Consider the following 20,154-nt stretch of genomic DNA (forward strand, 5'->3'; position numbering starts at 1 on the left):
CAAGCTGTCAAGTCTGACTTGACATTGAATGCTTTCGGACCGTTTCGGACCGTTAAGCGGGACGGATCAGGAGACACCGGGGATGGACCTGAACGCGTTGACGCTGCTCGTCGAGATCCTCGACGCGGGCAACCTGAGCAAGGCCGCGCAGCGGCTCAAGATGAGCCGCGCGAACGTCAGCTACCGGCTGAACCAGCTCGAGCGATCGATCGGCCAGCAGCTCGTGCGGCGCACGACACGGCGCATCGAGCCGACCGAGATCGGGTTGAAGCTGTACGAGCACGGCCGGCGCATCCGCAACGAGCTGCTCGCCGCGCAGGAATCGGTGACGACGCTCGGCCAGGACCTGCAGGGCCGCGTGCGGCTGTCGGTGCCGAGCGGCTACGGGCAGATGGTGATGTCCGACTGGCTGCTCGCGTTCAAGCGGCTGCATCCGGGCATCGTGCTCGACGTGGTGTTCGAGAATCGCGTGGAAGACCTGATGCGCGACGAGATCGACATCGCGGTGCGCGTGATGCCGGAGCCGCCGCAGAACCTCGTCGCGCGCGACATGGGCGCGGTGCGCTACGTCGCGTGCGCGTCGGCTGCGTTCGCGGCCGCGCACGGGATGCCGGCGAGCCTCGGCGCGCTGGCCGCCGCGCCGGTCGTCACCGCGACGGTGATGGGGCGGCAGCTCAGAATCGCCGCGTATCTCGGCGACGAGCGCCACGAGGTGCTGCTCGAACCCACGCTGATTTCGGAGAACTTCCTGTTCCTGCGCCAGGCGATCCTCGGCGGGATCGGTGTCGGCATCGTGCCCGACTACGTGATGCAGGACGACATCCGGCACGGCACCGTCGTCACGTCGCTCGATGCGTACCGCCTCAGCATCTTCGGCACGCATATGTACATGCTGTACATGCCGAACCGGCACCACACGCGCGCCACGTCGACGTTCATAGAGTTCATCCTCGAACAGGCCGGAAAGACCGGCCGGGGCGGGCCCGGCGGGCTGCGTCAGGGTTTCTTGTCTGATGACAATCCGTCGGCCGTGCGGCGACAATAGCGCGCCGCGTGCGCACGGCGCGTGCCGCGCCGGCGCCCCCTTCGATTTCACAGCTGCCGAGGGTTCAATGTCCGACCGGATTCGTCCGCATTCGCGTCCTCCGACGCTCGTCGCCGCGCTCGCGCTCGTCGCGCTCGTCACGTTCAACGCCGGCTGCACGTCCCCGTCCGCGCCGTCGGGCGCCGTCGTCCCGGTTGCCGCCGCGTCGGGCGCCGCGGTGCCGCTGCCCGGCGTTCACGCGCCCGAACTGTCGTCCGGCTGGACCGACAAGCCGGGCTGGACCTCGCAGCACTTCATGATCGCGGCCGCGAACCCGCTTGCGACGCAGGCCGGCTACGACATGCTGAAGGCCGGCGGCACCGCGATCGACGCGGCGATCGCGACGCAGATGGTGCTCGCGCTCGTCGAACCGCAATCGTCGGGGCTCGGCGGCGGTGCGTTCATGCTGTACTTCGACGGCAAGGCAACGCAAGCGTACGACGGCCGCGAAACCGCGCCGGCCGCCGCGACCGATCGCCTGTTCTACGGGCCGACCGGCCAGCCGATGGGGTTCTACGAAGGTGTCGTCGGCGGGCGTTCGGTCGGCACGCCGGGCGTGCTTCGGATGCTCGACGCCGCGCACCGCGCGCACGGCAAGCTGCCGTGGCGCCGGCTGTTCCAGCCCGCGATCCGGCTCGCCGAGCACGGCTTCACGATCAGCCCGCGCCTGGCGATGCTGATCGCGAACGACAAGTACCTGAGCAGCGATCCGGCCGCGCGTGCGTACTTCTACAACAGGGACGGCACGCCGAAGGCGGCCGGCACGGTGCTGAAGAACCCCGCGCTCGCGACCGTGCTGCGCCAGGTCGCCGACCGCGGCGCGAATGCGTTCTACACCGGCGCGATCGCGCGCGACATCGTCGCGAAAGTGCGCAAGCATCCGACCAATCCGGGCCTGCTGTCGCTGCAGGATCTCGCACGCTACAAGGCGAAGGTGCGTGCGCCGCTGTGTACCGATTACCGGCGCTCGGTCGTCTGCGGGATGCCGCCGCCGTCGTCGGGCGGCCTCGCGATCGCGCAGATGCTCGGCATCCTCCAGGCGATGCCCGACTGGCAGCAGATCGGCGTGCAGAAGCCGGTACGCACCGAGCTCGGCTACGAGCCGACGCCGTTCGCCGCGCACCTGTTCAGCGAGGCCGGGCGCCTCGCGTATGCGGACCGCGCGCGCTACGTCGCCGATCCCGATTTCGTGCCGCTGCCGGGCGGCAGCTGGGCGAGCCTCACCGACCGGACCTATCTCGCGCAGCGCGCGCGCCTGATCGGCGACACCAGCATGGGCGTGGCACAGGCAGGCACGCCGCAGGGCGCGACGCTCGCGATGGCCGACGACCGCAGCCCCGAATTGCCGTCGACGTCCGACATCGCGATCGTCGATCGCTACGGCCAGGCGCTGTCGATGACGACGAGCATCGAAGACGCGTTCGGTTCGCGGCTGATGGTGCGCGGCTTCATGCTGAACAACCAGCTCACCGATTTCTCGTTCGTGTCGAGCGAGAACGGCCGGCCGGTCGCGAACCGCGTGCAGCCCGGCAAGCGGCCGCGCTCGGCGATGTCGCCCGAGCTGGTGTTCGACCAGAAGACGAAGCAGGTGACGATGATCGTCGGTTCGGCCGGCGGCCCCGCGATCATCAACCACGTCGCGAAGGCGCTGATCGGCGTGCTCGACTGGGGGATGACGATGCAGCAAGCGATCGCACTGCCGAACTTCGGGTCGATGAACGGGCCGACGCAGCTCGAGCGCGGACGCATATCGGATGCGCTCGTCGACGGACTGAAGGGCCGCGGGCATGACGTGCAGCTCGTCGAGATGAACTCGGGGCTGCAGGGGATTCAGCGGTTGAACGTGCAGGGACAGACGGTGTGGTTCGGCGGAGCGGATCCGCGGCGCGAAGGGGTGGCGATGGGGGATTGAGGGTGGTGAGCGGTGCAACCTGCGCGCGGCCCGACTCTCGTGCGCGAATTTGGCAACGCAATCCGCCTGGTGAGCGGGTGCAGAGTGAAAGTATGCCGCCCGTCAGGCCAGCATTACACTGACGGCTTCTGCTACCCGCCAAGAAGCCCCGACATGAACTCGACGACACTCCTGCTGTACGTCATCACGGTGTCCGCCGTCACGGTCACGCCAGGCCCCACGATGCTGCTGGCACTGAACAACGGCGCCACGCGCGGCATGCGCATCGCGGCTTATGGAATTGCCGGCGCCGCGCTGTCGGACCTGATCCTGATCGGTGCGGTCGGATGCGGCCTCGGCGCGATCATGCAAGCCTCGGAGCACCTGTTCGTGATGCTGAAGTGGGCGGGCGCCGTGTATCTGCTGTACCTCGCCTGGGCGCTCTGGCACGCCCCCGCCACCATGCCGTCGGCCGACGTCGCGCAAGCCGACGGTGCACGAGACGGCCGGTCCGCATTCAAGCGTTCGCTGTTGGTCGCGTTATCCAATCCGAAAGGGCTGCTGTTTTTCTCGGCATTCCTGCCTCAGTTCATCCAGCCTGAAGCAAGCGTCGCGCCCCAGTACGCTGTGCTGGCCGTCGCCACTGCCATGATCGACATTCTGTTGATGGCGATCTACGCCGCGAGCGGCTATCACATGATGAGAGCAATGTCCGGGGGCGCGCTGAAATGGCTCAATCGTGGCTGCGCCGGCATGCTGGCCGGACTGGCGGTGGCACTGAGCCTCTATCGTCGCGGTACCGTGGCATGATCCCGTCACGCCAGTGACGACACCGATACTCGTCACATCGACATGACCACGCCCGACGGATTGAACCGGATTCGCTCCGCCCGCACGTCCTGTCCATCGCCACGACTCCCGGGCAAAATCGGTGCTTACCCCCTTCCCTTCCACGGCACCACCCGCCGCTCGACCCAGCGCATCGCGAGATCGAACAGCCACGCGATCGCGCCGATGATCAGGATCCCCATCACGACGATATCGGTGCGCAGGAAGCTCGATGCATTGAGCACCATCTGCCCGAGCCCGGCCGTCGCGGCGACCATCTCGGCCGCGACGAGCGTCGTCCAGCCGAAGCCGATCGCGATCCGCAGCCCGGTGAGGATTTCCGGCAGCGCGGCCGGCAGCACGACGTGGCGCACGATCTGGGCGAAGCTGCCGCCGAGCGAATACGCGGCGTTGATCTGCTCGATCGTCGCCGCGCGCACGCCGGCGCGCGCCGCCATCGCGATCGGCGCGAAGCACGCGAGGAAGATCACGACCAGCTTCGCCGTTTCGTCGATGCCGAACCAGATCACGACGAGCGGCAGGTACGCGAGCGGCGGCAGCGGCCGGTAGAACTCCAGCAGCGGATCGAGCACGCCGCGCGCGATGCGGCTCACGCCCATCAGGATACCGGCCGGCACGCCGATCGCGGTCGCGAGCGCGAACGCGCCGAACACGCGCGCGGCGCTCCACATCAGATGCTCGGACAACGGCAGGCCGCCCTGAATGCGGCCGTGCCACGCGTCGACGAACGCCGTCCACACCGCTTCCGGCGCGGGCAGGAACAGCGGCGGCAGCCACTGCAGATGCGTCGCGACCCACCACAGCACGACCAGCGCCGCGACCGTCGCCGCGCTCAAGGCGGCCGTCTTCCCCTGCCCCGGCAACCGGTAGCGATGCGACGCACGCGCCGGGCGCGTTGCATCGCGCCGCTGCGTGCCGCGCTCGTTTTCTCCGAATCCGGCGGCCGCTCGATCGGCCGCCCAGGAATCCTGCGTGCTCATGTCGTCCTGCCTGTGCAAAGTACTGATCCGTCCGCGCCCGACGGACGTGCCCTGCCGCGCGAACTCGTGCATCACACCGTCTCCCCGACCGGCTCGTCGCGATGCAGATACGCGATCAGCCGCTCGCGCCACGCGATGAAATCCGGCGACGACTTCACCGCGCGCGCATCGCGCGATTCGACGTAGCGCCGCGCGAACGGCAGCTCGAACGTCTCCGCGATACGCCCCGGCCCGGGCGTCATCACGACGAGACGCGTCGCGAGGAACAGCGCCTCCTCGACGTCGTGCGTGATGAAGAACACCGTCTTGCCGGTGCGCGCCCACACGTCGAGCACGAGCGCCTGCATCGTGCCGCGCGTCATCGCGTCGAGCGCGCCCATCGGCTCGTCCATCAGCAGCACGCGCGGATCGCTCGCGAGCGCCCGCGCGATGCCGACGCGCTGCTGCATCCCGCCGGACAGTTCGTACACGCGCGCATGCGCATGGCGCTCGAGCCCGACGAGCGCGAGCATCTCGCGCGCCCGTGCATCGCGTTCGGCCTTCGACACGCGCGCGAAGCGCAGCCCGAGCGCAACGTTCTCGAGCACGTCGAGCCACGGCAGCAGCGCGTATTTCTGGAACACGACGCCGCGATCGGCACCGGGGCCCGTGACCGGCACGCCGTCGACGCGCACGTCGCCCGTCGTCGGCGCGACGAAGCCGGCCATGCAGTTCAGCAGCGTCGTCTTCCCGCACCCGGACGCGCCGAGCGCGACGACGAATTCACCGGACGCGATGCGCAGGTCGACGCGCGCGAGCGCCTGCGTCGTCGGCCGGCCGCGCTCGCCCGGATAGGAGACCGATACCTGACGGACTTCCAGCGTGCTCATGATCGTGGGCTCCGCGATGAGTTTCCCGAGTTGTCCGAATGGCCGCGCTCAGCGCGCGGCCTTCTGCACGAACTGCGGATCGACGCCGACCGAGTAATCGGCGAGCACCGTCTGGATCGTGCCCTGCGATTTCAGGAACGCGGCGGTGGCCGCGAGCGACTTCGCGGCGCCCGACTGCGCACCGCCGCCGAGCCACGTCGGCGACGCCTGCTCGGCCGGCGTCGGGAATGCGTAGAGCGCGAGGCTCGCCGGCACGTCCTGCACGTTCGCGCCAGACACCTTCGCGACTGCCGCGACCTGCGGCGAGCCGACCTTCCACGCAGCCGCGTGCGCACGGTAATCGGCGTCGGCCGATGCGAGCACCTTCACGAAGCCCGCGACGAACGCCGGGTTCTCGCGCGCGAACTTGCGGCTCACGACGAAGCCGTCGAAGGTCGCCTTGCCGCTTTCCTTCGCGACCCGGCCCGACGTCGTCAGCACCGTGCCCGACTGCTTGACCTTCGCGAGCACCGGATCCCAGATGTAGGTCGCGTCGATGTCGCCGCGCGCCCATGCGGCCGCGACTTCGGGCGGACGCAGGTTGACGATCTTCACGTCGTTCGGATTGACGCCCGCGGCCTGCAGCGCGACGAGCGTATGGAAATGCGACGTCGACACGAACGGCACGCCGATCTTCTTGCCCTTCAGCCCGGCGACGCTGGTCACGCCCGAGCCGTTGCGCGCGACGAGCGCCTCGGCGTCGTTGATGTTGTCGAGCACCCAGAACAGCGAGATGTCGAGCCCCTGCGACAGGCCTGCCGCGATCGGGCTGGAGCCGGCTTCGCCGAGCTGCACGGAGCCCGACGCAAGCGCGCGGATCACGTCGGCGCCGCTGTCGAGCTTGCGGAACGTGACCTTGTAGCCGGTCGCCTTTTCGACTTCACCGCTCGCCTGCGCGTAGCGCCACGGCACGACCATGTCCTGGTACGCGATCACGACCTCGCGCGATTCGGCGTGCGCCGCGCCGAGCGCGGCAAAGGCGGTCAGCGCGACGACGGCGCGGCGGATGAAGCTGAAACGGGACATGCGGCTCTCCTTCGAATGCGGGCATTGCTGCGGGAGAGCCGACTTTACGAGCTTTGCGCGCGGCGGGAGCGAACTTATCCTGCGAAGCTATCGATGATGTTTCAGCTTTGCTTTCCATGCTCGATTGGATCGCGCGTCCGGTCGGGTGGCGATTGTCGTGCGGGGGCAGGCCGTTGCCGCGCCTGCTAGGCGCTCGTTAGCCGATACGAAACGTAGCAAACTTGCGAGACGCTGCACGCTTCGCCCATCCGGGGTGAAAAATCGACAAAAAACGTGAGACTTTTAAAAAAATTCGGATTCCAGAATTTTTAGTACCCGTCTGATTGCTACGCCCAATGCCACCGTGATAATTCTTCATCTGTTGCGAAAACAGGTGAAGAGCATGAAACGGTACCTGCTTAAGGTAGGCGACAAGTCAACTACGGGTGGCATCGTCATCGAGGGGGTAGACAGTTGCAGGCATCACGGCACAGCTCTAGCTTTTGTTGGCGCTCAAGTCGTCTGTAACGCGTGCCAGTCCACGGGTGTCATCGCGGCTCAAGGTCCTCGTTGGCCCGATCATACGATGGGCAAAGAACAGGCTCTTGATGGCGACTTGTGCCTTTGCAAATGCCATCCTCCTCCTGTGATGATCGCCTCCCAAACCGATAGTTTTCATAGCTTCGAGCCTCACAACCTCGCAGAGATGGGATACGGACCTTCCGGGCAATCTCTGACGGAAGAGTATCGAGGCAACTGCGATGAGCGCGTGCGCGTGCTCGACGGCAACAATCAACCTGTTTGCAGTTCCCCGTATCACATTCGGACGTCAGCAGGGGCGGTCTATAAGGGGCTGACGGATTCGCAAGGTTACTGCCCTCGCGTCTACACGAAGGATGTGTCAACGCTGGACATAGCAGTAGGCCTGCAAGCGCTGGAGCGATGGGAGCAATGAGCAACTTCGTCTATCGAACAACGACCAACACTACCGATGGCTCCCAACATGATGTCCTCGGGCATCACATGCCTGCTCGCATTTTCTTCTTTGTTACAGTTGAAGAAGTCGGCAAGGATGGCATGCTGGTCCGTCGCACGTACAGCACGCTCGACGACCCATATCTCAAGCAACTTGAACTCTCACCGCTTGGTGAGATGCGCGAAGTCTATCCAGAAAAATATGGCCTGTGGAGCAAGGGCGGTCCCAAAGCTCCAGGCAGTGTTGTTGACCACGTGCTGGAATACGACAAGCTCACTTCCTATGCCTCTACCAGCAGCATCTATCCTGAAGGCACGGGGAGAATGGCGGGCAAGACAGTGTATGTCGACATCGCCAAAGCCAAGCGAGCGGGTGCGAAGCTCGTGACAACCGAGGAGATTGTTCAAGCCATCGATGAGTATGCTGCCAGGGCTCGCTCAAAAGACAGGCGGTGGGCGGAACATATCAAGCAGAAAGTCCTGACAATGGACAACGAGGTTCTGGTTCAGCCACGGCCAATGGTGCCCGGTGAAGGCGTGTTCTCGCAGCGAGGTTTGGCTATCAGCCTCGGCATCGTCAAATATGCTCGTGTTGTGCAGGTCGTCGGGCTCGTTTTTACAGGCTATGACCTCTCGGTTGCATCCAATGAATCGATTCGTCTAAAGTCCATTCGCCCCCTGGAGAAGGAAGTCATTCGACAGGCTGGAGGTTGGGCGGGTAGTTGGGCCGGCGCCGTTGCTGGAGCCAGGGTAGGTGCTACAGCGGGCGCGATGGTCGGTGTTGAACTCGGGCCTGGTGCCGTAATAACCGGCGCCATCGGCGGCATCCTCTTTGGTGCTATCGGCTATTTCGGCGGCTCGATGATTGCCGATCAGATTCTTGATAAATGATGAGGGAGGGGATGTGTCTTTCTTCAAGCGCAAGGTTGAAGAGCTGCAAACGAAGCGGGCGGAGCGAGGAAGTCTGAAGAGTCTGGAAAATACCTTTGGAAAGCCACTCGGTGAACTGCAAACTATTTTCGGTTCCGGTTCACTCGATCTAAAGAAGCAGCAACTTCCCACCTATCCCAAGCCGATATATCAAGGCGATGCAGGTATCAATGCTTTTGCGCTGGTTCATCATGTTCAGCCCAGGCAGTTTCCGGTTTTGCTCGATCTGGTGCGGCAAGGCAGGAAAGAGGTGGCATATTTTCACTTCATGCGCGAAGTCGACGGGCAGTCGCTGAGTACAATCCTCTCCCCCACATGGCGGTTTTCAGAGCGAAACGTGCGCTTGCTCTCCAACGATGTTGAGCTGATTGCCACACTCTCGGAGCAAGGCCTCCACCCCACCCCTCCGTGGATCACGTTGTATGAGTTCGGACCGGTTCTGCATATCAGTCAGGGCGATCCTCACTACTGGCTGAACTATGTATGGGACTCGTTCTGGGAAAGCCTGAGTCTGGATGAACAGACTAGCTTTCTGGAAGAAGGCAGGAAAGAGACTGGCGCCTACATCTCGGCCGAGGATTGGGAACTGTGGGTCGAGAGTATCAGAATGCGCGATGCCCGATTTCGCAAGCTTGAGGACTAGAAGTCCGTAAAGGACTGACAGCAAAATCAGCGCATCGCTCCAGTGTCACTTATGACTGGTAGTGCATCGGCGCGTGTAGCAAACAGGTCTTTTCATCGAGCCAGCCTCGGTGAGGTAAACGGCGGTGACAATGAAGAACAAGTACAGTCTGTTGCAAATGAGGGATGTCTGGATCGACGCCTATATGAACAACGACATCGATCAGTTGAATTTTATGGAGAACCCTCACTTCTTCGTGAAACAGGGGGACAGGATACTCACCAAGCCCCAGCAAATATCCCATCTACAACGACACCTGTCCGAAAAAGGCCAGCGCAATTTCGATCTGCAGGTCCACAACGAGATCACGGCAATCACGGAAAGCCCACACTGGGCATCGATTTCCGGTACTGGCTCGACGCGACGTGATGGCAGCGTGCTTACCCGGTTTAAGTTTCTGGAGCTATGGCTGATTCACGACGATCGGTGGCAGATCGCAGCACTTTGCTATGACGAGCAGGAGTGCGAAGGCGGAATGACGGAAAATCGACCGGATACCGACGGCCGATGGGAACGCTGACGAAATCGCGCCTGCGCTAGAAGCCGCTGCGCTGCTTCGTCAGGATATCGAGACGAAGAACCGAATAAAAAAACCCGCAAAGCGGGTTTTTTTATTCATTGAGCGCCAGCGAGCAATCAAACCACCCCTGCCCCATGCGCCTGCAGATCGGCGTGATAGCTCGACCGCACCATCGCGCCGACGGCCGCGTGCGTGAAGCCCATCTTGTACGCCTCTTCCTCGTACATCTTGAACGTATCCGGATGCACGTATGCACGCACCGGCAGATGATGCTCCGACGGCTGCAGGTACTGGCCGATCGTCAGCATGTCGACGTCGTGCGCGCGCAGGTCGCGCATCACCTGCAGGATTTCCTCTTCGGTCTCGCCGAGGCCGACCATCAGCCCCGACTTCGTCGCGACGTCCGGATGCAGCGCCTTGAAGTCCTTCAAGAGCTTCAGCGAGTGCGCGTAGTCCGAACCCGGGCGCGCTTCCTTGTACAGCCGCGGCACCGTTTCGAGATTGTGGTTCATCACGTCGGGCGGCGCCGCGTTCAGGATCGAGATCGCACGGTCGAGACGGCCGCGGAAGTCCGGCGTCAGGATCTCGATGCGCGTTTCCGGCGACTGCTCGCGCACTTCGCGGATGCACTCGACGAAGTGGGCCGCGCCGCCGTCGCGCAGGTCGTCGCGGTCGACGCTCGTGATCACCACGTACTTCAGCTTCAGCGCCGCGATCGTGCGCGCGAGGTTCTTCGGTTCGTCGGCGTCGAGCGGATCGGGACGGCCGTGGCCGACGTCGCAGAACGGGCAGCGGCGCGTGCACTTGTCGCCCATGATCATGAACGTCGCGGTGCCCTTGCCGAAGCATTCGCCGATATTCGGGCAGCTCGCTTCCTCGCACACGGTGTGCAGATTGTGCTCGCGCAGGATCGTCTTGATCTCGTTGAAGCGCGAACTGCCGGTGGCCGCCTTCACACGGATCCACTCCGGCTTCTTCAGTTTCTCGATCGGAATGACCTTGATCGGGATGCGCGCCGTCTTCGCCTGCGCCTTCTGCTTGGCGGTCGGATCGTAGGCCGGGGTCGCGGCCGAATCGGCCGGTGCGGGAGAAGCGGTAACGTCAGTCATTCGAATGTTCCAGTGCCTGCGGCTTGTCGGCGGCCGCGGATTCGCCATCGAGGTTGGCAATCAGACGACCCACCAGTGTGTGGGCGACGTCGTTCCAGTCGGCGGCAACCTCGAGGCTCGCCATGTCGACGGTTTCCAGTCCGGCATAGCCGCACGGGTTGATCGCAAGAAACGGGCGCAGATCCATCTTCACGTTCAGGCTCAGCCCGTGATAGCTGCAACCGTTACGGATCTTCAGGCCGAGGGCCGCGATTTTCGCGCCTTCGTGCATGCCGGATGCCACGTAGATTCCCGGCGCGCCCGCCTTGCGGACCGAAGCGAGATTATACGCCGCGAGGGTTTCGATCACGGCCTCCTCGATCTTCGTCACGAGCGTGCGCACCATCAGCTTGCGCCGGCGCAGATCCAGCAGCAGGTAGACGACGATCTGGCCGGGGCCGTGGTAGGTGATTTGTCCGCCGCGGTCGACCTTCACGAGCGGCACGCCGCTGTCGGCCACCAGCAGGTGGGCCGGGTCGCCGGCCTGGCCGAGCGTGTAGACGGGCGGATGCTCGACGACCCAGATCTCGTCGCCGGTGTCGGCCGTGCGCGTGTCGGTGAACGCGCGCATCGCGTCGAAGCTCGTCTCGTAGGCCTCGCTGCCCCGCCAGCGCACGATGACCGGCGACACGGGCTGAACCGGGGACCCGGCGGGCGATTCGGAAACGGCAACAGGCGTGGGCACGATGAAAACCGGCGAGACGGACATGGGCGGTAGTTTACCGAAAACCCATGGGTCTCGCCGGCCCTGGAAGGGGACGGATCGCACGGATCCGTCGGACGAAAGGTCCGTCAGACGGTGCGCCAGCCGTCGTGAAGCAGCGCGCTCACGCGATTGCGCAGCCGCGCGAGCCCGCTGAGCGCGACTTCCGCGGGCGGCCGCGACACCGAGAACGCGACGTGCGCGCCGTGCCCGCTTTCCGCGCTGAGCCACAGCCGCTCGCCGCGGCGCAGCTTGAGCGTGTCGCCGTCGACCAGGAAGTAGTCTTCGACGTCGTTGCTGCGCGTCGCCCAGACGGGCCCGCATTGAACCGTCAGGCGCGTGCTGCGTTGCACCCGCATCGGCACGGTTTCGCCAGTAGGAATTTCGAACGTGATGCTTGAGGAAATTTCTTGCATGATCGACTCCGCCAATAAGTGCTTCGATGGCTACAATCGTAGTCACTTAAAGGCGCCCGACCAAACGACCAATTTTCACGTCGATGTGAGGAAAATTAGCAAATGGACCTCCGCCAGCTCCCTGCGCTGAATGCGATTCGCGCGTTCGAAGCCGCTGCCCGTCACGAGAATTTCTCCCGCGCCGCCGACGAACTGTTCGTCACGCACGGCGCGGTCAGCCACCAGGTGCGCGCGCTCGAGGAGGAGCTGGGCGTGCAGCTGTTCACGCGCAACGGCAAGCGGCTGTGCCTGACCGGCGCCGGCATGCGCTACGCGCAGCAGGTACGCACCGCGCTGATGATGCTGTCCGACGCGACGCGCGAAGTGCGCGCGAGCGATCGCGACCGGCGGCTGGTGGTGTCGATGCTGTCGTCGTTCGCCGCCCGCTTCGTCACGCCGCGCATCGGCACGTTCATCGAGCGGCATCCGGAAATCGACGTCGAACTGCAGTCGACCAACACGCTGACCGATTTCGCGCGCGACGACGTCGATCTCGCGATCCGCTTCGGCTTCGGCAACTATCCGGGGCTGCACGTCGAGCCGCTGTTCGAAGAGGTGTTCTTTCCGGCCTGCGCGCCGACGCTGAACGGCGGCAAGCTGCCGCAAACGCCGGCCGATCTCGTGCACTACAACCTGCTGCGCTCGGACGACGAGCTGTGGCGGCCGTGGTTCGACGCGGCGGGGCTCGACACGCTGACCGAGCCGAAACGCGGGATTCTGTATCAGGATTCGTCGAACCTGCTGCTGGCCGCGATCGACGGCCAGGGCATCGCGCTGATACGCCGCTCGCTCGCGGTGCACGACCTGCTCGACGGACGCCTCGTGCGCCTGTTCGACATCGACGGGCCGAGCCCGTGGCACTATTTTTTCGTGTGTCCGCCGCCGCTTCTGAACACGCCGCGCGTGCAGGCGTTCAGGACGTGGATTCTCGAGGAAGTCGCCAAGTTCAAGCTGCTGTGCGACGAGCTGGACGCGCGGCGCGCGGCGGGGAAGACCCCCGCCGAGTGCGCGCAGGAAGGAGGATGGAAGGGCGTTACAGCACGACCTTGACCATCGGATGGCCGGTCAGTGCGCGGTAGATGTTGTCGAGCTGCTCCTGGCTCGTCGCGCGCACGGTGATCGTGAGGCCGGTGTAGTTACCGCCGCTCGATGCACGCTCTTCGATCTTCTCGACGTCGATCTCGTTGTCGTGAACGGCCACGACCTTGAAGATCGTGTCCTTGAATTCCGGGTGCGCCTTGCCCATGATCTTGATCGGGAAATCGCACGGAAACTCCAGCAGCGACTCCTTCCGGGTATCGATCGCGCCGGTGACCTCGATGGTTTTGGTCGGTTCGCTCATCACTTTCTCCGGGTTAGGTCAAACTGTTCAAACTCGCGCGCTTTCGCGCGCTGGTACGCGTCGTACAACGCCGCGAATACGGGGCCCGGCTTGCCGCCCTTCACGGGCAGATCGTCGAGCGACGTGACGGGCAGGATTTCCTTCGTGGCCGACGTGATCATGATTTCGTCGGCCGAGCGCAGCTCGACCTCGCTGATCTCGCGCGCGACGAACGAAATCCCGCACTCGTCGGCCAACTGCTCGACCAGCGCGTAGCGGATCCCTTCGAGGATCTTGTTGCTGCGCGGCGGCGCCATCAGTTCGCCGTTCTTCACGACCCACACGTTCGACGACGAACCTTCGGTCAGGTTGCCGTCGCGCAGCTGAATCGTCTCGAACGCATCGTGTTCGGCCGCATGCTGCGCCATCAGCACGTTGCCGAGCAGCGAAACCGACTTGATGTCGCAATGCAGCCAGCGACGATCCTCGGCCGTCACGCAACGCACGCCCTGCGCGCGCTCTTCGTCCGGCGGCAGGCGCAACGGGCTCGTCATCGCGAACACCGTCGGCACCGCATTCGGCGGGAACGCGTGGCCGCGCTTCGCGACACCGCGCGTCACCTGCAGGTAGACGAGCGCGTTGCCGTCGACGAGGCCTTCCGCGTTCGCGGCGAGCACGCGCTCGATCAGCGCGCGCCAGCCGGCCGCGTCGTGCGGGTTGTCGATGCCGATCTTCTTCAGGCTGCGCGCGAGCCGGTCCAGATGCTGCTCGATCCGGAACGGCACGTGCGCGCCGTCATGCGCATAAACGGGCACGACTTCATACACGCCATCGCCGAAGATGAACCCGCGGTCGAGCACCGGAACACGGGCCTGCGACAGCGGCACCAGCTCCTCCTGCGACGACACGCTGAGGTAGACGATCGGTTCGAATTCGGCTTGGCTCATGGCTATACCAGATGGGGATGAAGTCGTAAAAACAAAGGCCCGTCGCGCTTACTTCTTCTTGCTGAACATCAGCAGGATCGAGTCCCAGATACGTCCGAAGATACCCGCTTCCGGCACGGCCTGCAGCGCGACGACCGGGAATTCCGACAGCGTCTTGCCGTCGGCGACGATCTTCACGGTGCCGACCTGCTGGCCTTCCGCGAGCGGCGCAATCAGCGGCGCGTTCACGTCGACTTCCGTCTTGACCTTGTCGCCGAGGCCGCGCGGCACGGTCGCCCACTGGTCGCCCTTCACGCCGACCTGCACGGTGTTTTCCTTGCCCTTGTAGATGCGCGGCGTCGACATCGCCTGGCCGCCCTTGAACAGGCGCACCGCATCGAACGCGCTATAGCCGTAGTTCAGCATCTTCATGCTGTCCTGCGTACGCTCGCCTTCCTTCTGCTCGCCCATCATCACCGACACCAGGCGGCGCTGGCCGTCGACGCCCGGGATCGCGCGCTTGGCCGATGCGATCAGGCAGTAGCCGGCCGCTTGCGTATGGCCCGTCTTCAGGCCGTCGACCGTCGGATCCAGCCACAGCAGCCGGTTGCGGTTGCCCTGGCGGATGTTGTTGTACTTGAATTCCTTCTCCGAGAAGATGCTGTAGTACTGCGGAAAATCGCGGATCAGGTGCGCGGACAGCTTCGCGAGGTCGCCGGCCGTCGTGTAGTGGTTCGGGTCGGGCATGCCGTTCACGTCGGCGAAGTGCGTGCCCTTCATGCCGAGGCGCGCGGCCTCGTCGTTCATCATCGTGACGAACTGCCCTTCGCTGCCGCCGACCAGTTCGGCCAGCGCGATCGCCGCGTCGTTACCCGACTGGATGATCATCCCGTACACGAGGTCGTGCACCGACACCGGCTTGTTCGCCTCGATGAACATGCGCGACTCGTCGTGGCCGACGCGGCGCACCGCATCGCTCGGCGTGACGATCTGCTCCATCGAAATCTTCTTCTTGTCGAGCGCCTCGAACACCAGGTAGGCCGTCATCAGCTTCGTCAGCGACGCGGGCTCGACGCGTTCGTCGGCGTTGCCCGACGCGAGCACCGTGTTGCTCGTCGCATCGACGAGCACCCACGAACGCGCGTTCACGCCCGGCGGCGGCACCGCGCCCGGCATGAAGGTCGCGGGCGCGCCGGTGAACTGCTCGGCGGCGGGCGCCGCATGCGCGGCCCGGGCCTTGGCGGCCGGCTTCGCCTCGGCGACGACGATCGTCGACGCGAGCGCGACAGGCAGCATCACGCCCAGCGCGACGTTGCGCGCGGCGGTGCCGAAGGCGATGGAAGAAGCGAGGGACTTGAGGCCTTGGGGTGACAGACGCATGATCGATTCAGGCTGATGGCAGAAAGTGCGGCGCGAAACGCGCAGGGTTGAACGGCAAGGCGGCGGGCGTTTCGGCCATTCGCCCGACTTCGTCGGGCGACGTGAAACGCGCCGGTTGGACTCGTGCGGACGCGTTCGGTTCGCGGCCGTCGCGAGCGGGCGGACAGGCGGCGAAACGAGCGCCGCATGGGCCCAGCCGGGCCGCGGGCGACGCGAAATGCGGCCATTATACGTGGCCGCGAACAGCACTTTCGCGAACCGTGCGCCGGGCGGGCGCGCATCGGCTTCCAGAGGATAGCGCGGCTTCACGGCCGGCGATGGCGATCGAAGCCGTGCGAAAGGCGTGCGCAGGCAGTGTGCAAGTCGGGTTGCGCCGCGTGGCGGACAGCCGGTGCGACCGTGTCGAAACCCGGTGCGACCGGCTGCCGTGCGGCGTGTAGCCGTCGGGCAACGCGCCACGCGACGGGCGGCGGCATCGGCGCCGCCCGGTTCAGCGGATCAACGCCACGCGTCGACGATGATGCGCTTCAGCACGTGCAGCTTGCGATGGAAGAAATGCTCGGCGCCGGGGATCACGACGACCGGCAGTTCCTGCGGCCGCGCCCAGTCGTACACCGACGCGATCGGCACCGTGTCGTCGGTTTCGCCGTGGATCACGAGCGTGTTCTCCGGCACGTCGGCGACTTGCCAGCGGCTCGCGGCCGTGCCGACGAACACCATCCGCTCGATCGCCTCGCCCGCGTCGCGCAACCGCTTCGCGACGTGCGACAGCACGAAGGTGCCGAACGAGAAGCCCGCGAGCACGATCGGCAGGTCCGCATAGGCCGGCTGCGCGCGCATGTGCGCGAGCACCGCGAGCAGGTCGTCCGCTTCGCCGATGCCGTTGTCGTGCACGCCTTCGGTCGCGCCGACGCCGCGGAAGTTCGACCGGTACACCACGTAGTCGAGCTGGACGAGCGTGCGCGCAAGCGTTTGTGCGACCTTGTTGTCCATCGTGCCGCCGAACAGCGGGTGCGGATGCGCGACGAGCGCGATGCCGCGCGGCGCGGCGCGGCCTTCGCGCACGGCATCCGGCACGTCGACCGCGATTTCGATCTGCCCGACCGGGCCGGCGATCAGCGACTTCTGCGTATGAACGTTCATTCGGCCGGCCCGCTCAGATCTTCAGGCGGTCGACGACCTTGCCGTCGCGCAGGTGCGATTCGACGATCTCGTCGATGTCGGCCTGGTCGACGTACGTGTACCACGTGCCTTCCGGATACACGACCATCACGGGCCCTTCCTCGCAGCGGTCGAGGCAGCCGGCCTTGTTGATGCGGACCTTGCCGGGGCCCGCGAGGCCGAGTTCCTTCACGCGCTTTTTCGCGTATTCCTGCATGGTCTGCGCATCGCATTGCGCGCAGCTCGGACGCTCGGCGCCCGGATCGCGCTGGTTCAGGCAGAAGAAAACGTGGTGCTGGTAGTAGGAATCCATGATGGTGACGTGCGGCCCGGCGCGGTGCCGGGCGAAAAGAGGGGCGATTGCCGCGGTGCCGTGCAATCGAGGATGCGGACGATTATAACGAGCAGCGCGCGCCGCTGCCCGCGACCGAGCCGCGGCCGCCCCGCCGGAATCGCCGCGTCAGCGCCGCACCGCCGCGGGCAGCCACGCGCGCTCGACGCGCAGGCCGAGCCAGATCAGCGCCGCATAGGGCCACATCCACGCGAGCCAGCGCGCGATGCTGTTGAAATGCACGTAGCGGCCCTGCCGCCAGCCCGACAGCGTGAAGTCGAAGAACGGATTGACCGGCAGCAGGTTGACGAGCGCCACGCCGGCCAGCAGCGCGAGCGCCGCGAGCATGGCGCGCCACGTGGCCGGCACGCGCAACGCGATCAGCGCCGCCGCGAAGCCGAGCTCGATGCCGAGCCGCGCGCCGGGCGTCGCCCACACGACGACGAGGCCGGTGGTCGACTGCATGAATGTGGCGGCCGCCTTCAGCACGAGCGTCGCGACGACGAACGCGATCAGGAGTCGCACGCGCGGGGCGGCGGCGCGCATCGCGAGCGACGCGATCGCCAGCACGGCGAACAGCATCAGCCCGCCGAGCACGGCTTCCCATGCGGAATCGGACAGCCAGCCGTCGACGCGCTCGGGCCACTGGCTCACCTGCCACACGGCCGGCAGCCACGCGAGCAGCGCGTCCTGCATCGATCCGTCGACACGCTCCCACAGCGCGGCCGGCCAGTCGCCGATGCCGAACAGGAACGGCGACGGAAAGAGGATCGCGAACGGCCACAGCCCGGCGAGCAGCAGCGGCGTCGAGCCGTCGGTTTCGAACCACGCGAAACGCAGCCGGCGCAGCGCGCCGCGATCGAGCAGCGCACCGGTGGCGGGTGCCGCGAGTGCCGCGCCGAGCAGCGCGCCGAGCGCGTTGGCCGCGAGATCGAGATTCGACGCGACGCGCGTCGGCAGGTAGGTCTGCAGCGCTTCCATCGATCCCGACAGCAGCACGCCCAGCACGCTGACGATCAGCGTCGCGGCCACCCCGCGCCAGCGCGGATGCAGCGCGAGCACGCCGAGTGCGCCGAACGGCATGTAACCGAGCACGTTGGTGACCACGTCGAACGCGGTCACGTAGCGCTGCATCGGCGCGAGCAGGTAGTCGAACGGCCCGATGCCGAGCGACACCCAGCCGCCGAACGGATACAGCGACGCATAGACGACGAGCGCCGCGTAGGCGGCAAACGCCTGGCGCGCCAGCGACGACGCGCGATGCGTGTCCGGCGCGTTCATCGCGAGCGCGCGTCGCGCGTCACGGCGTGCCCGCGTACGCCTGCACGCCGACCCAGGCGGCGATCTGCGACACGAGCTCGTCGCTCGCGGCCGCGAGCGCACGCGCGCCGCCGGCCGCATCGGGCGTGCTCGACGGCGCGCGCGCGACGAAGGTGCGCTGGCCGAGCACCTTGCCGTCCTGCATCAGCGTCGCGCGCGCGGTGACCGCGCCATGACTCTGCGACTGCCCGTCGAACACCTGCTCGAATTCGTTCAGGTCGACCTTCAGCGTCGGCGCGCGTACGCCGTCGGAGCCTTCGAGCACCGCGCCGCGCGACGACAGCGCGCCGCGCAGCCGCTGCGTGAGCAACTGCGCGGGCGGCGCGGTCCAGCGGCTGTCGCGATAGACGGCCATGCGCTGCGCATCCGCGTACGCGAGGCGGTAGACGAACTTGTCCGAGTCGAGCCCGTCGGGCGCGGCGACGTCGAGCACCTTCAGCGCGGGGCCGGTGCCGGCCGTCACGACCGGCGCGGCCGGCCCGAGGTCGTAGCGAACGTTCGACAGCGCGGCATTGTTGCCGGCACAGCCGGCGGCGAGCGCGAGCGTCAGCACCGCGAGCGCGGCTGCGGCCGGCCGCAGCGCGCGATCAAGAATTCGTGGCATGGCGTGATCCTGCATGATGTTTCCGGTTTCGATGGGCGTTACTGCCCGGCCGTCGCACTCGGCCAGACGAAGCCCGCTTCGCCGGGCCCGGGCGCGGAGCCGGGCGAACCGAACAACAGACTGCTCGGGTTGCGGCCAAGTTCACCGGCAACGTCCTTCAATTGCCGCGACGCGTCGCCGACGGTGCCCGCCAGCGCATTGAAGCGTGGCAGCGTGTCGTACTGCACACGCGCGTTGAGATCGTTCAGCGTGATGCCGACCTGCTCCGCGGCCGTGCCGGCCTTGTTCAGGTTCGACACGAGCGGCCCGTTCGGCTGCAGCAGCGTGTTGGCCGACGCCATCGTGCGATTCACTTCGTGCATCGTCTCCGGCAGCGCGGCCACCGCCGGCGCAAGCTGCTTCGACAGCGTCGTCGCCCCGTCCGCCGCGTGCTGCAGGCTTTCGGCCGTCGCGCGCAGCTGTTCGCGCATCTCCGGCGACATCAGCGCATTCGCGCTTTTCGCGGCCTGCTCGAGCTGCCGCAGCAGCACGTCGCCGCGCTCCTGGATCTGGTCGAACAGGCTCGGCCGCATCGGGATCTGCGCGATCGCCTTCGGCGACGACGGCAACGGCGCAAGGTCGCGCCCCGTATCCTCGAGCTGCACGAACGCGATGCCCGTCACGCCCTGGAAACCGAGACTGCCGTAGGTCGACTGCGTGATCGGCGCGTCGTGGTCGACCATGATCCGGATCCGGATCTGTCCCGGATGCGTGCGATCGAAGCCGATCGACTGCACCTTGCCGACGTCGAGGCCGCGAAAGCGCACGGCCGCATCGGGGAACAGGCCCGTCACGTTGGTGCGCGCGAGCAGGTCGTACGGCACGCGCACGGTGCGGTCGACATTGAACCAGAACACGGTGCCCGCGATCGCCAGCGTCAGCGCGATCGTGAACAGGCCGGCCCAGAACGCATGTGATTTGTTTTCCATCGGAGGGTTCCTT

General features: G+C 65.9%; 22 protein-coding genes. 8 read left to right on the forward strand and 14 right to left on the reverse strand.

Features of this window, described 5'->3' with window-relative positions; genetic code table 11:
• The first annotated feature begins 82 nt into the window (after positions 1-82).
• The 3 genes from DCN14_RS29995 to DCN14_RS30005 all read left to right on the forward strand — a co-directional run bounded on the left by DCN14_RS29995 (position 83) and on the right by DCN14_RS30005 (position 3,785).
• Entirely contained in the window at positions 83-1,045 is a 963-nt protein-coding gene (locus tag DCN14_RS29995; protein ID WP_096507432.1) for a LysR family transcriptional regulator, read from the forward strand.
• A 67-nt stretch (positions 1,046-1,112) separates the two neighbouring features.
• Entirely contained in the window at positions 1,113-2,996 is a 1,884-nt protein-coding gene (gene ggt, locus DCN14_RS30000; RefSeq protein WP_096507433.1) for a gamma-glutamyltransferase, read from the forward strand.
• Between the two features lie 153 nt (positions 2,997-3,149).
• On the forward strand, positions 3,150-3,785 hold the full coding sequence (locus DCN14_RS30005) for a LysE family translocator (RefSeq protein WP_096507434.1): 636 nt from the start codon (positions 3,150-3,152) through the stop codon (positions 3,783-3,785).
• A gap of 125 nt (positions 3,786-3,910) precedes the next feature.
• Here DCN14_RS30005 and DCN14_RS30010 read toward each other — a convergent pair whose 3' ends face one another.
• The 3 genes from DCN14_RS30010 to tauA are packed head-to-tail and all read right to left on the reverse strand — an operon-like array spanning position 3,911 to position 6,738.
• The gene (locus DCN14_RS30010; protein ID WP_096507435.1) at positions 3,911-4,876 is read right to left on the reverse strand and encodes an ABC transporter permease subunit; all 966 of its coding nucleotides are present in this window, start codon (positions 4,874-4,876) and stop codon (positions 3,911-3,913) included.
• Positions 4,876-5,673 (reverse strand): ATP-binding cassette domain-containing protein, encoded by a 798-nt coding sequence (locus tag DCN14_RS30015; RefSeq protein WP_096507436.1) that lies wholly within the window; start codon positions 5,671-5,673, stop codon positions 4,876-4,878. The genes DCN14_RS30010 and DCN14_RS30015 overlap by 1 nt, the downstream gene beginning before the upstream one ends.
• 48 nt (positions 5,674-5,721) lie before the next feature.
• Complete coding sequence (tauA, locus tag DCN14_RS30020; protein ID WP_096507437.1) at positions 5,722-6,738, reverse strand: taurine ABC transporter substrate-binding protein; 1,017 nt, start codon at positions 6,736-6,738, stop codon at positions 5,722-5,724.
• Positions 6,739-7,120: 382 nt separating this feature from the next.
• On the opposite strand from tauA, the gene DCN14_RS30025 reads away from it, so the two are divergent.
• The 4 genes from DCN14_RS30025 (at position 7,121) to DCN14_RS30040 (ending at position 9,824) form a co-directional block, all read left to right on the forward strand.
• Positions 7,121-7,672 (forward strand): PAAR domain-containing protein, encoded by a 552-nt coding sequence (locus DCN14_RS30025; protein ID WP_096507465.1) that lies wholly within the window; start codon positions 7,121-7,123, stop codon positions 7,670-7,672.
• Positions 7,669-8,583, forward strand: a complete 915-nt coding sequence (locus tag DCN14_RS30030; protein WP_096507438.1) for a hypothetical protein — start codon at positions 7,669-7,671, stop codon at positions 8,581-8,583. The genes DCN14_RS30025 and DCN14_RS30030 overlap by 4 nt, the downstream gene beginning before the upstream one ends.
• A gap of 13 nt (positions 8,584-8,596) precedes the next feature.
• Complete coding sequence (locus DCN14_RS30035; RefSeq protein ID WP_096507439.1) at positions 8,597-9,265, forward strand: hypothetical protein; 669 nt, start codon at positions 8,597-8,599, stop codon at positions 9,263-9,265.
• 130 nt (positions 9,266-9,395) lie between these two features.
• The gene (locus DCN14_RS30040) at positions 9,396-9,824 is read left to right on the forward strand and encodes a DUF4440 domain-containing protein (RefSeq protein ID WP_096507440.1); all 429 of its coding nucleotides are present in this window, start codon (positions 9,396-9,398) and stop codon (positions 9,822-9,824) included.
• 116 nt (positions 9,825-9,940) lie between these two features.
• Here the strand turns inward: DCN14_RS30040 and lipA are convergent, their stop codons facing one another.
• The 3 genes from lipA to DCN14_RS30055 form a co-directional block, all read right to left on the reverse strand.
• Complete coding sequence (lipA, locus tag DCN14_RS30045) at positions 9,941-10,933, reverse strand: lipoyl synthase (RefSeq protein WP_059451537.1); 993 nt, start codon at positions 10,931-10,933, stop codon at positions 9,941-9,943.
• Positions 10,926-11,681, reverse strand: a complete 756-nt coding sequence (lipB, locus tag DCN14_RS30050) for a lipoyl(octanoyl) transferase LipB (protein ID WP_096507441.1) — start codon at positions 11,679-11,681, stop codon at positions 10,926-10,928. Before lipB ends, lipA begins: the two co-directional genes overlap by 8 nt.
• A gap of 83 nt (positions 11,682-11,764) precedes the next feature.
• Entirely contained in the window at positions 11,765-12,091 is a 327-nt protein-coding gene (locus tag DCN14_RS30055) for a DUF2917 domain-containing protein (RefSeq protein WP_096507466.1), read from the reverse strand.
• 102 nt (positions 12,092-12,193) lie between these two features.
• Here DCN14_RS30055 and DCN14_RS30060 point away from each other — a divergent pair, with 102 nt between their 5' ends.
• The gene (locus DCN14_RS30060; protein WP_096507442.1) at positions 12,194-13,180 is read left to right on the forward strand and encodes a transcriptional regulator GcvA; all 987 of its coding nucleotides are present in this window, start codon (positions 12,194-12,196) and stop codon (positions 13,178-13,180) included.
• Here DCN14_RS30060 and DCN14_RS30065 read toward each other — a convergent pair.
• The 8 genes from DCN14_RS30065 to DCN14_RS30100 all read right to left on the reverse strand — a co-directional run bounded on the left by DCN14_RS30065 (position 13,164) and on the right by DCN14_RS30100 (position 20,141).
• A complete protein-coding gene (locus tag DCN14_RS30065) occupies positions 13,164-13,472 on the reverse strand; it encodes a YbeD family protein (protein ID WP_011353335.1) in 309 nt (102 codons plus the stop codon). The two genes, DCN14_RS30060 and DCN14_RS30065, sit on opposite strands and share 17 nt — an antisense overlap.
• The gene (locus DCN14_RS30070; RefSeq protein WP_096507443.1) at positions 13,472-14,398 is read right to left on the reverse strand and encodes a D-amino acid aminotransferase; all 927 of its coding nucleotides are present in this window, start codon (positions 14,396-14,398) and stop codon (positions 13,472-13,474) included. Before DCN14_RS30070 ends, DCN14_RS30065 begins: the two co-directional genes overlap by 1 nt.
• 48 nt (positions 14,399-14,446) lie before the next feature.
• Complete coding sequence (locus tag DCN14_RS30075; protein WP_096507467.1) at positions 14,447-15,757, reverse strand: D-alanyl-D-alanine carboxypeptidase family protein; 1,311 nt, start codon at positions 15,755-15,757, stop codon at positions 14,447-14,449.
• Between the two features lie 498 nt (positions 15,758-16,255).
• Positions 16,256-16,900, reverse strand: coding sequence for an alpha/beta hydrolase (locus DCN14_RS30080; protein ID WP_096507444.1), 645 nt, complete (start codon positions 16,898-16,900; stop codon positions 16,256-16,258).
• Between the two features lie 13 nt (positions 16,901-16,913).
• Complete coding sequence (locus DCN14_RS30085) at positions 16,914-17,231, reverse strand: ferredoxin (RefSeq protein ID WP_006485233.1); 318 nt, start codon at positions 17,229-17,231, stop codon at positions 16,914-16,916.
• 147 nt (positions 17,232-17,378) lie between these two features.
• The gene (locus DCN14_RS30090) at positions 17,379-18,530 is read right to left on the reverse strand and encodes a VanZ family protein (protein ID WP_096507445.1); all 1,152 of its coding nucleotides are present in this window, start codon (positions 18,528-18,530) and stop codon (positions 17,379-17,381) included.
• Between the two features lie 19 nt (positions 18,531-18,549).
• Positions 18,550-19,173 carry an ABC-type transport auxiliary lipoprotein family protein gene (locus DCN14_RS30095; RefSeq protein ID WP_096507468.1) on the reverse strand — a complete coding sequence of 208 codons (624 nt, stop codon included), beginning with the start codon at positions 19,171-19,173 and terminating at the stop codon, positions 18,550-18,552.
• Between the two features lie 38 nt (positions 19,174-19,211).
• Positions 19,212-20,141 (reverse strand): MlaD family protein, encoded by a 930-nt coding sequence (locus tag DCN14_RS30100; RefSeq protein WP_096507446.1) that lies wholly within the window; start codon positions 20,139-20,141, stop codon positions 19,212-19,214.
• Between the last annotated feature and the right edge of the window lie 13 nt (positions 20,142-20,154).

Source organism: Burkholderia sp. IDO3 (genome assembly GCF_003366075.1).
GTDB lineage: Bacteria > Pseudomonadota > Gammaproteobacteria > Burkholderiales > Burkholderiaceae > Burkholderia > Burkholderia anthina.

Coding starts and splice junctions, on each gene's coding strand:
- DCN14_RS30025 (WP_096507465.1), top strand. CDS start 7,121: ATGAAACGGTACCTGCTTAAGGTAGGCGACAAGTCAACTACGGGTGGC.
- tauA (WP_096507437.1), bottom strand. CDS start 6,738: ATGTCCCGTTTCAGCTTCATCCGCCGCGCCGTCGTCGCGCTGACCGCC.
- DCN14_RS30055 (WP_096507466.1), bottom strand. CDS start 12,091: ATGCAAGAAATTTCCTCAAGCATCACGTTCGAAATTCCTACTGGCGAA.
- DCN14_RS30090 (WP_096507445.1), bottom strand. CDS start 18,530: ATGAACGCGCCGGACACGCATCGCGCGTCGTCGCTGGCGCGCCAGGCG.
- DCN14_RS30095 (WP_096507468.1), bottom strand. CDS start 19,173: ATGCCACGAATTCTTGATCGCGCGCTGCGGCCGGCCGCAGCCGCGCTC.
- DCN14_RS30015 (WP_096507436.1), bottom strand. CDS start 5,673: ATGAGCACGCTGGAAGTCCGTCAGGTATCGGTCTCCTATCCGGGCGAG.
- DCN14_RS30100 (WP_096507446.1), bottom strand. CDS start 20,141: ATGGAAAACAAATCACATGCGTTCTGGGCCGGCCTGTTCACGATCGCG.
- lipA (WP_059451537.1), bottom strand. CDS start 10,933: ATGACTGACGTTACCGCTTCTCCCGCACCGGCCGATTCGGCCGCGACC.
- DCN14_RS30005 (WP_096507434.1), top strand. CDS start 3,150: ATGAACTCGACGACACTCCTGCTGTACGTCATCACGGTGTCCGCCGTC.
- lipB (WP_096507441.1), bottom strand. CDS start 11,681: ATGTCCGTCTCGCCGGTTTTCATCGTGCCCACGCCTGTTGCCGTTTCC.
- DCN14_RS30080 (WP_096507444.1), bottom strand. CDS start 16,900: ATGAACGTTCATACGCAGAAGTCGCTGATCGCCGGCCCGGTCGGGCAG.
- DCN14_RS30010 (WP_096507435.1), bottom strand. CDS start 4,876: ATGCACGAGTTCGCGCGGCAGGGCACGTCCGTCGGGCGCGGACGGATC.
- ggt (WP_096507433.1), top strand. CDS start 1,113: ATGTCCGACCGGATTCGTCCGCATTCGCGTCCTCCGACGCTCGTCGCC.
- DCN14_RS30075 (WP_096507467.1), bottom strand. CDS start 15,757: ATGCGTCTGTCACCCCAAGGCCTCAAGTCCCTCGCTTCTTCCATCGCC.
- DCN14_RS30085 (WP_006485233.1), bottom strand. CDS start 17,231: ATGGATTCCTACTACCAGCACCACGTTTTCTTCTGCCTGAACCAGCGC.
- DCN14_RS30070 (WP_096507443.1), bottom strand. CDS start 14,398: ATGAGCCAAGCCGAATTCGAACCGATCGTCTACCTCAGCGTGTCGTCG.
- DCN14_RS30060 (WP_096507442.1), top strand. CDS start 12,194: ATGGACCTCCGCCAGCTCCCTGCGCTGAATGCGATTCGCGCGTTCGAA.
- DCN14_RS30065 (WP_011353335.1), bottom strand. CDS start 13,472: ATGAGCGAACCGACCAAAACCATCGAGGTCACCGGCGCGATCGATACC.
- DCN14_RS30040 (WP_096507440.1), top strand. CDS start 9,396: ATGAAGAACAAGTACAGTCTGTTGCAAATGAGGGATGTCTGGATCGAC.
- DCN14_RS29995 (WP_096507432.1), top strand. CDS start 83: ATGGACCTGAACGCGTTGACGCTGCTCGTCGAGATCCTCGACGCGGGC.
- DCN14_RS30030 (WP_096507438.1), top strand. CDS start 7,669: ATGAGCAACTTCGTCTATCGAACAACGACCAACACTACCGATGGCTCC.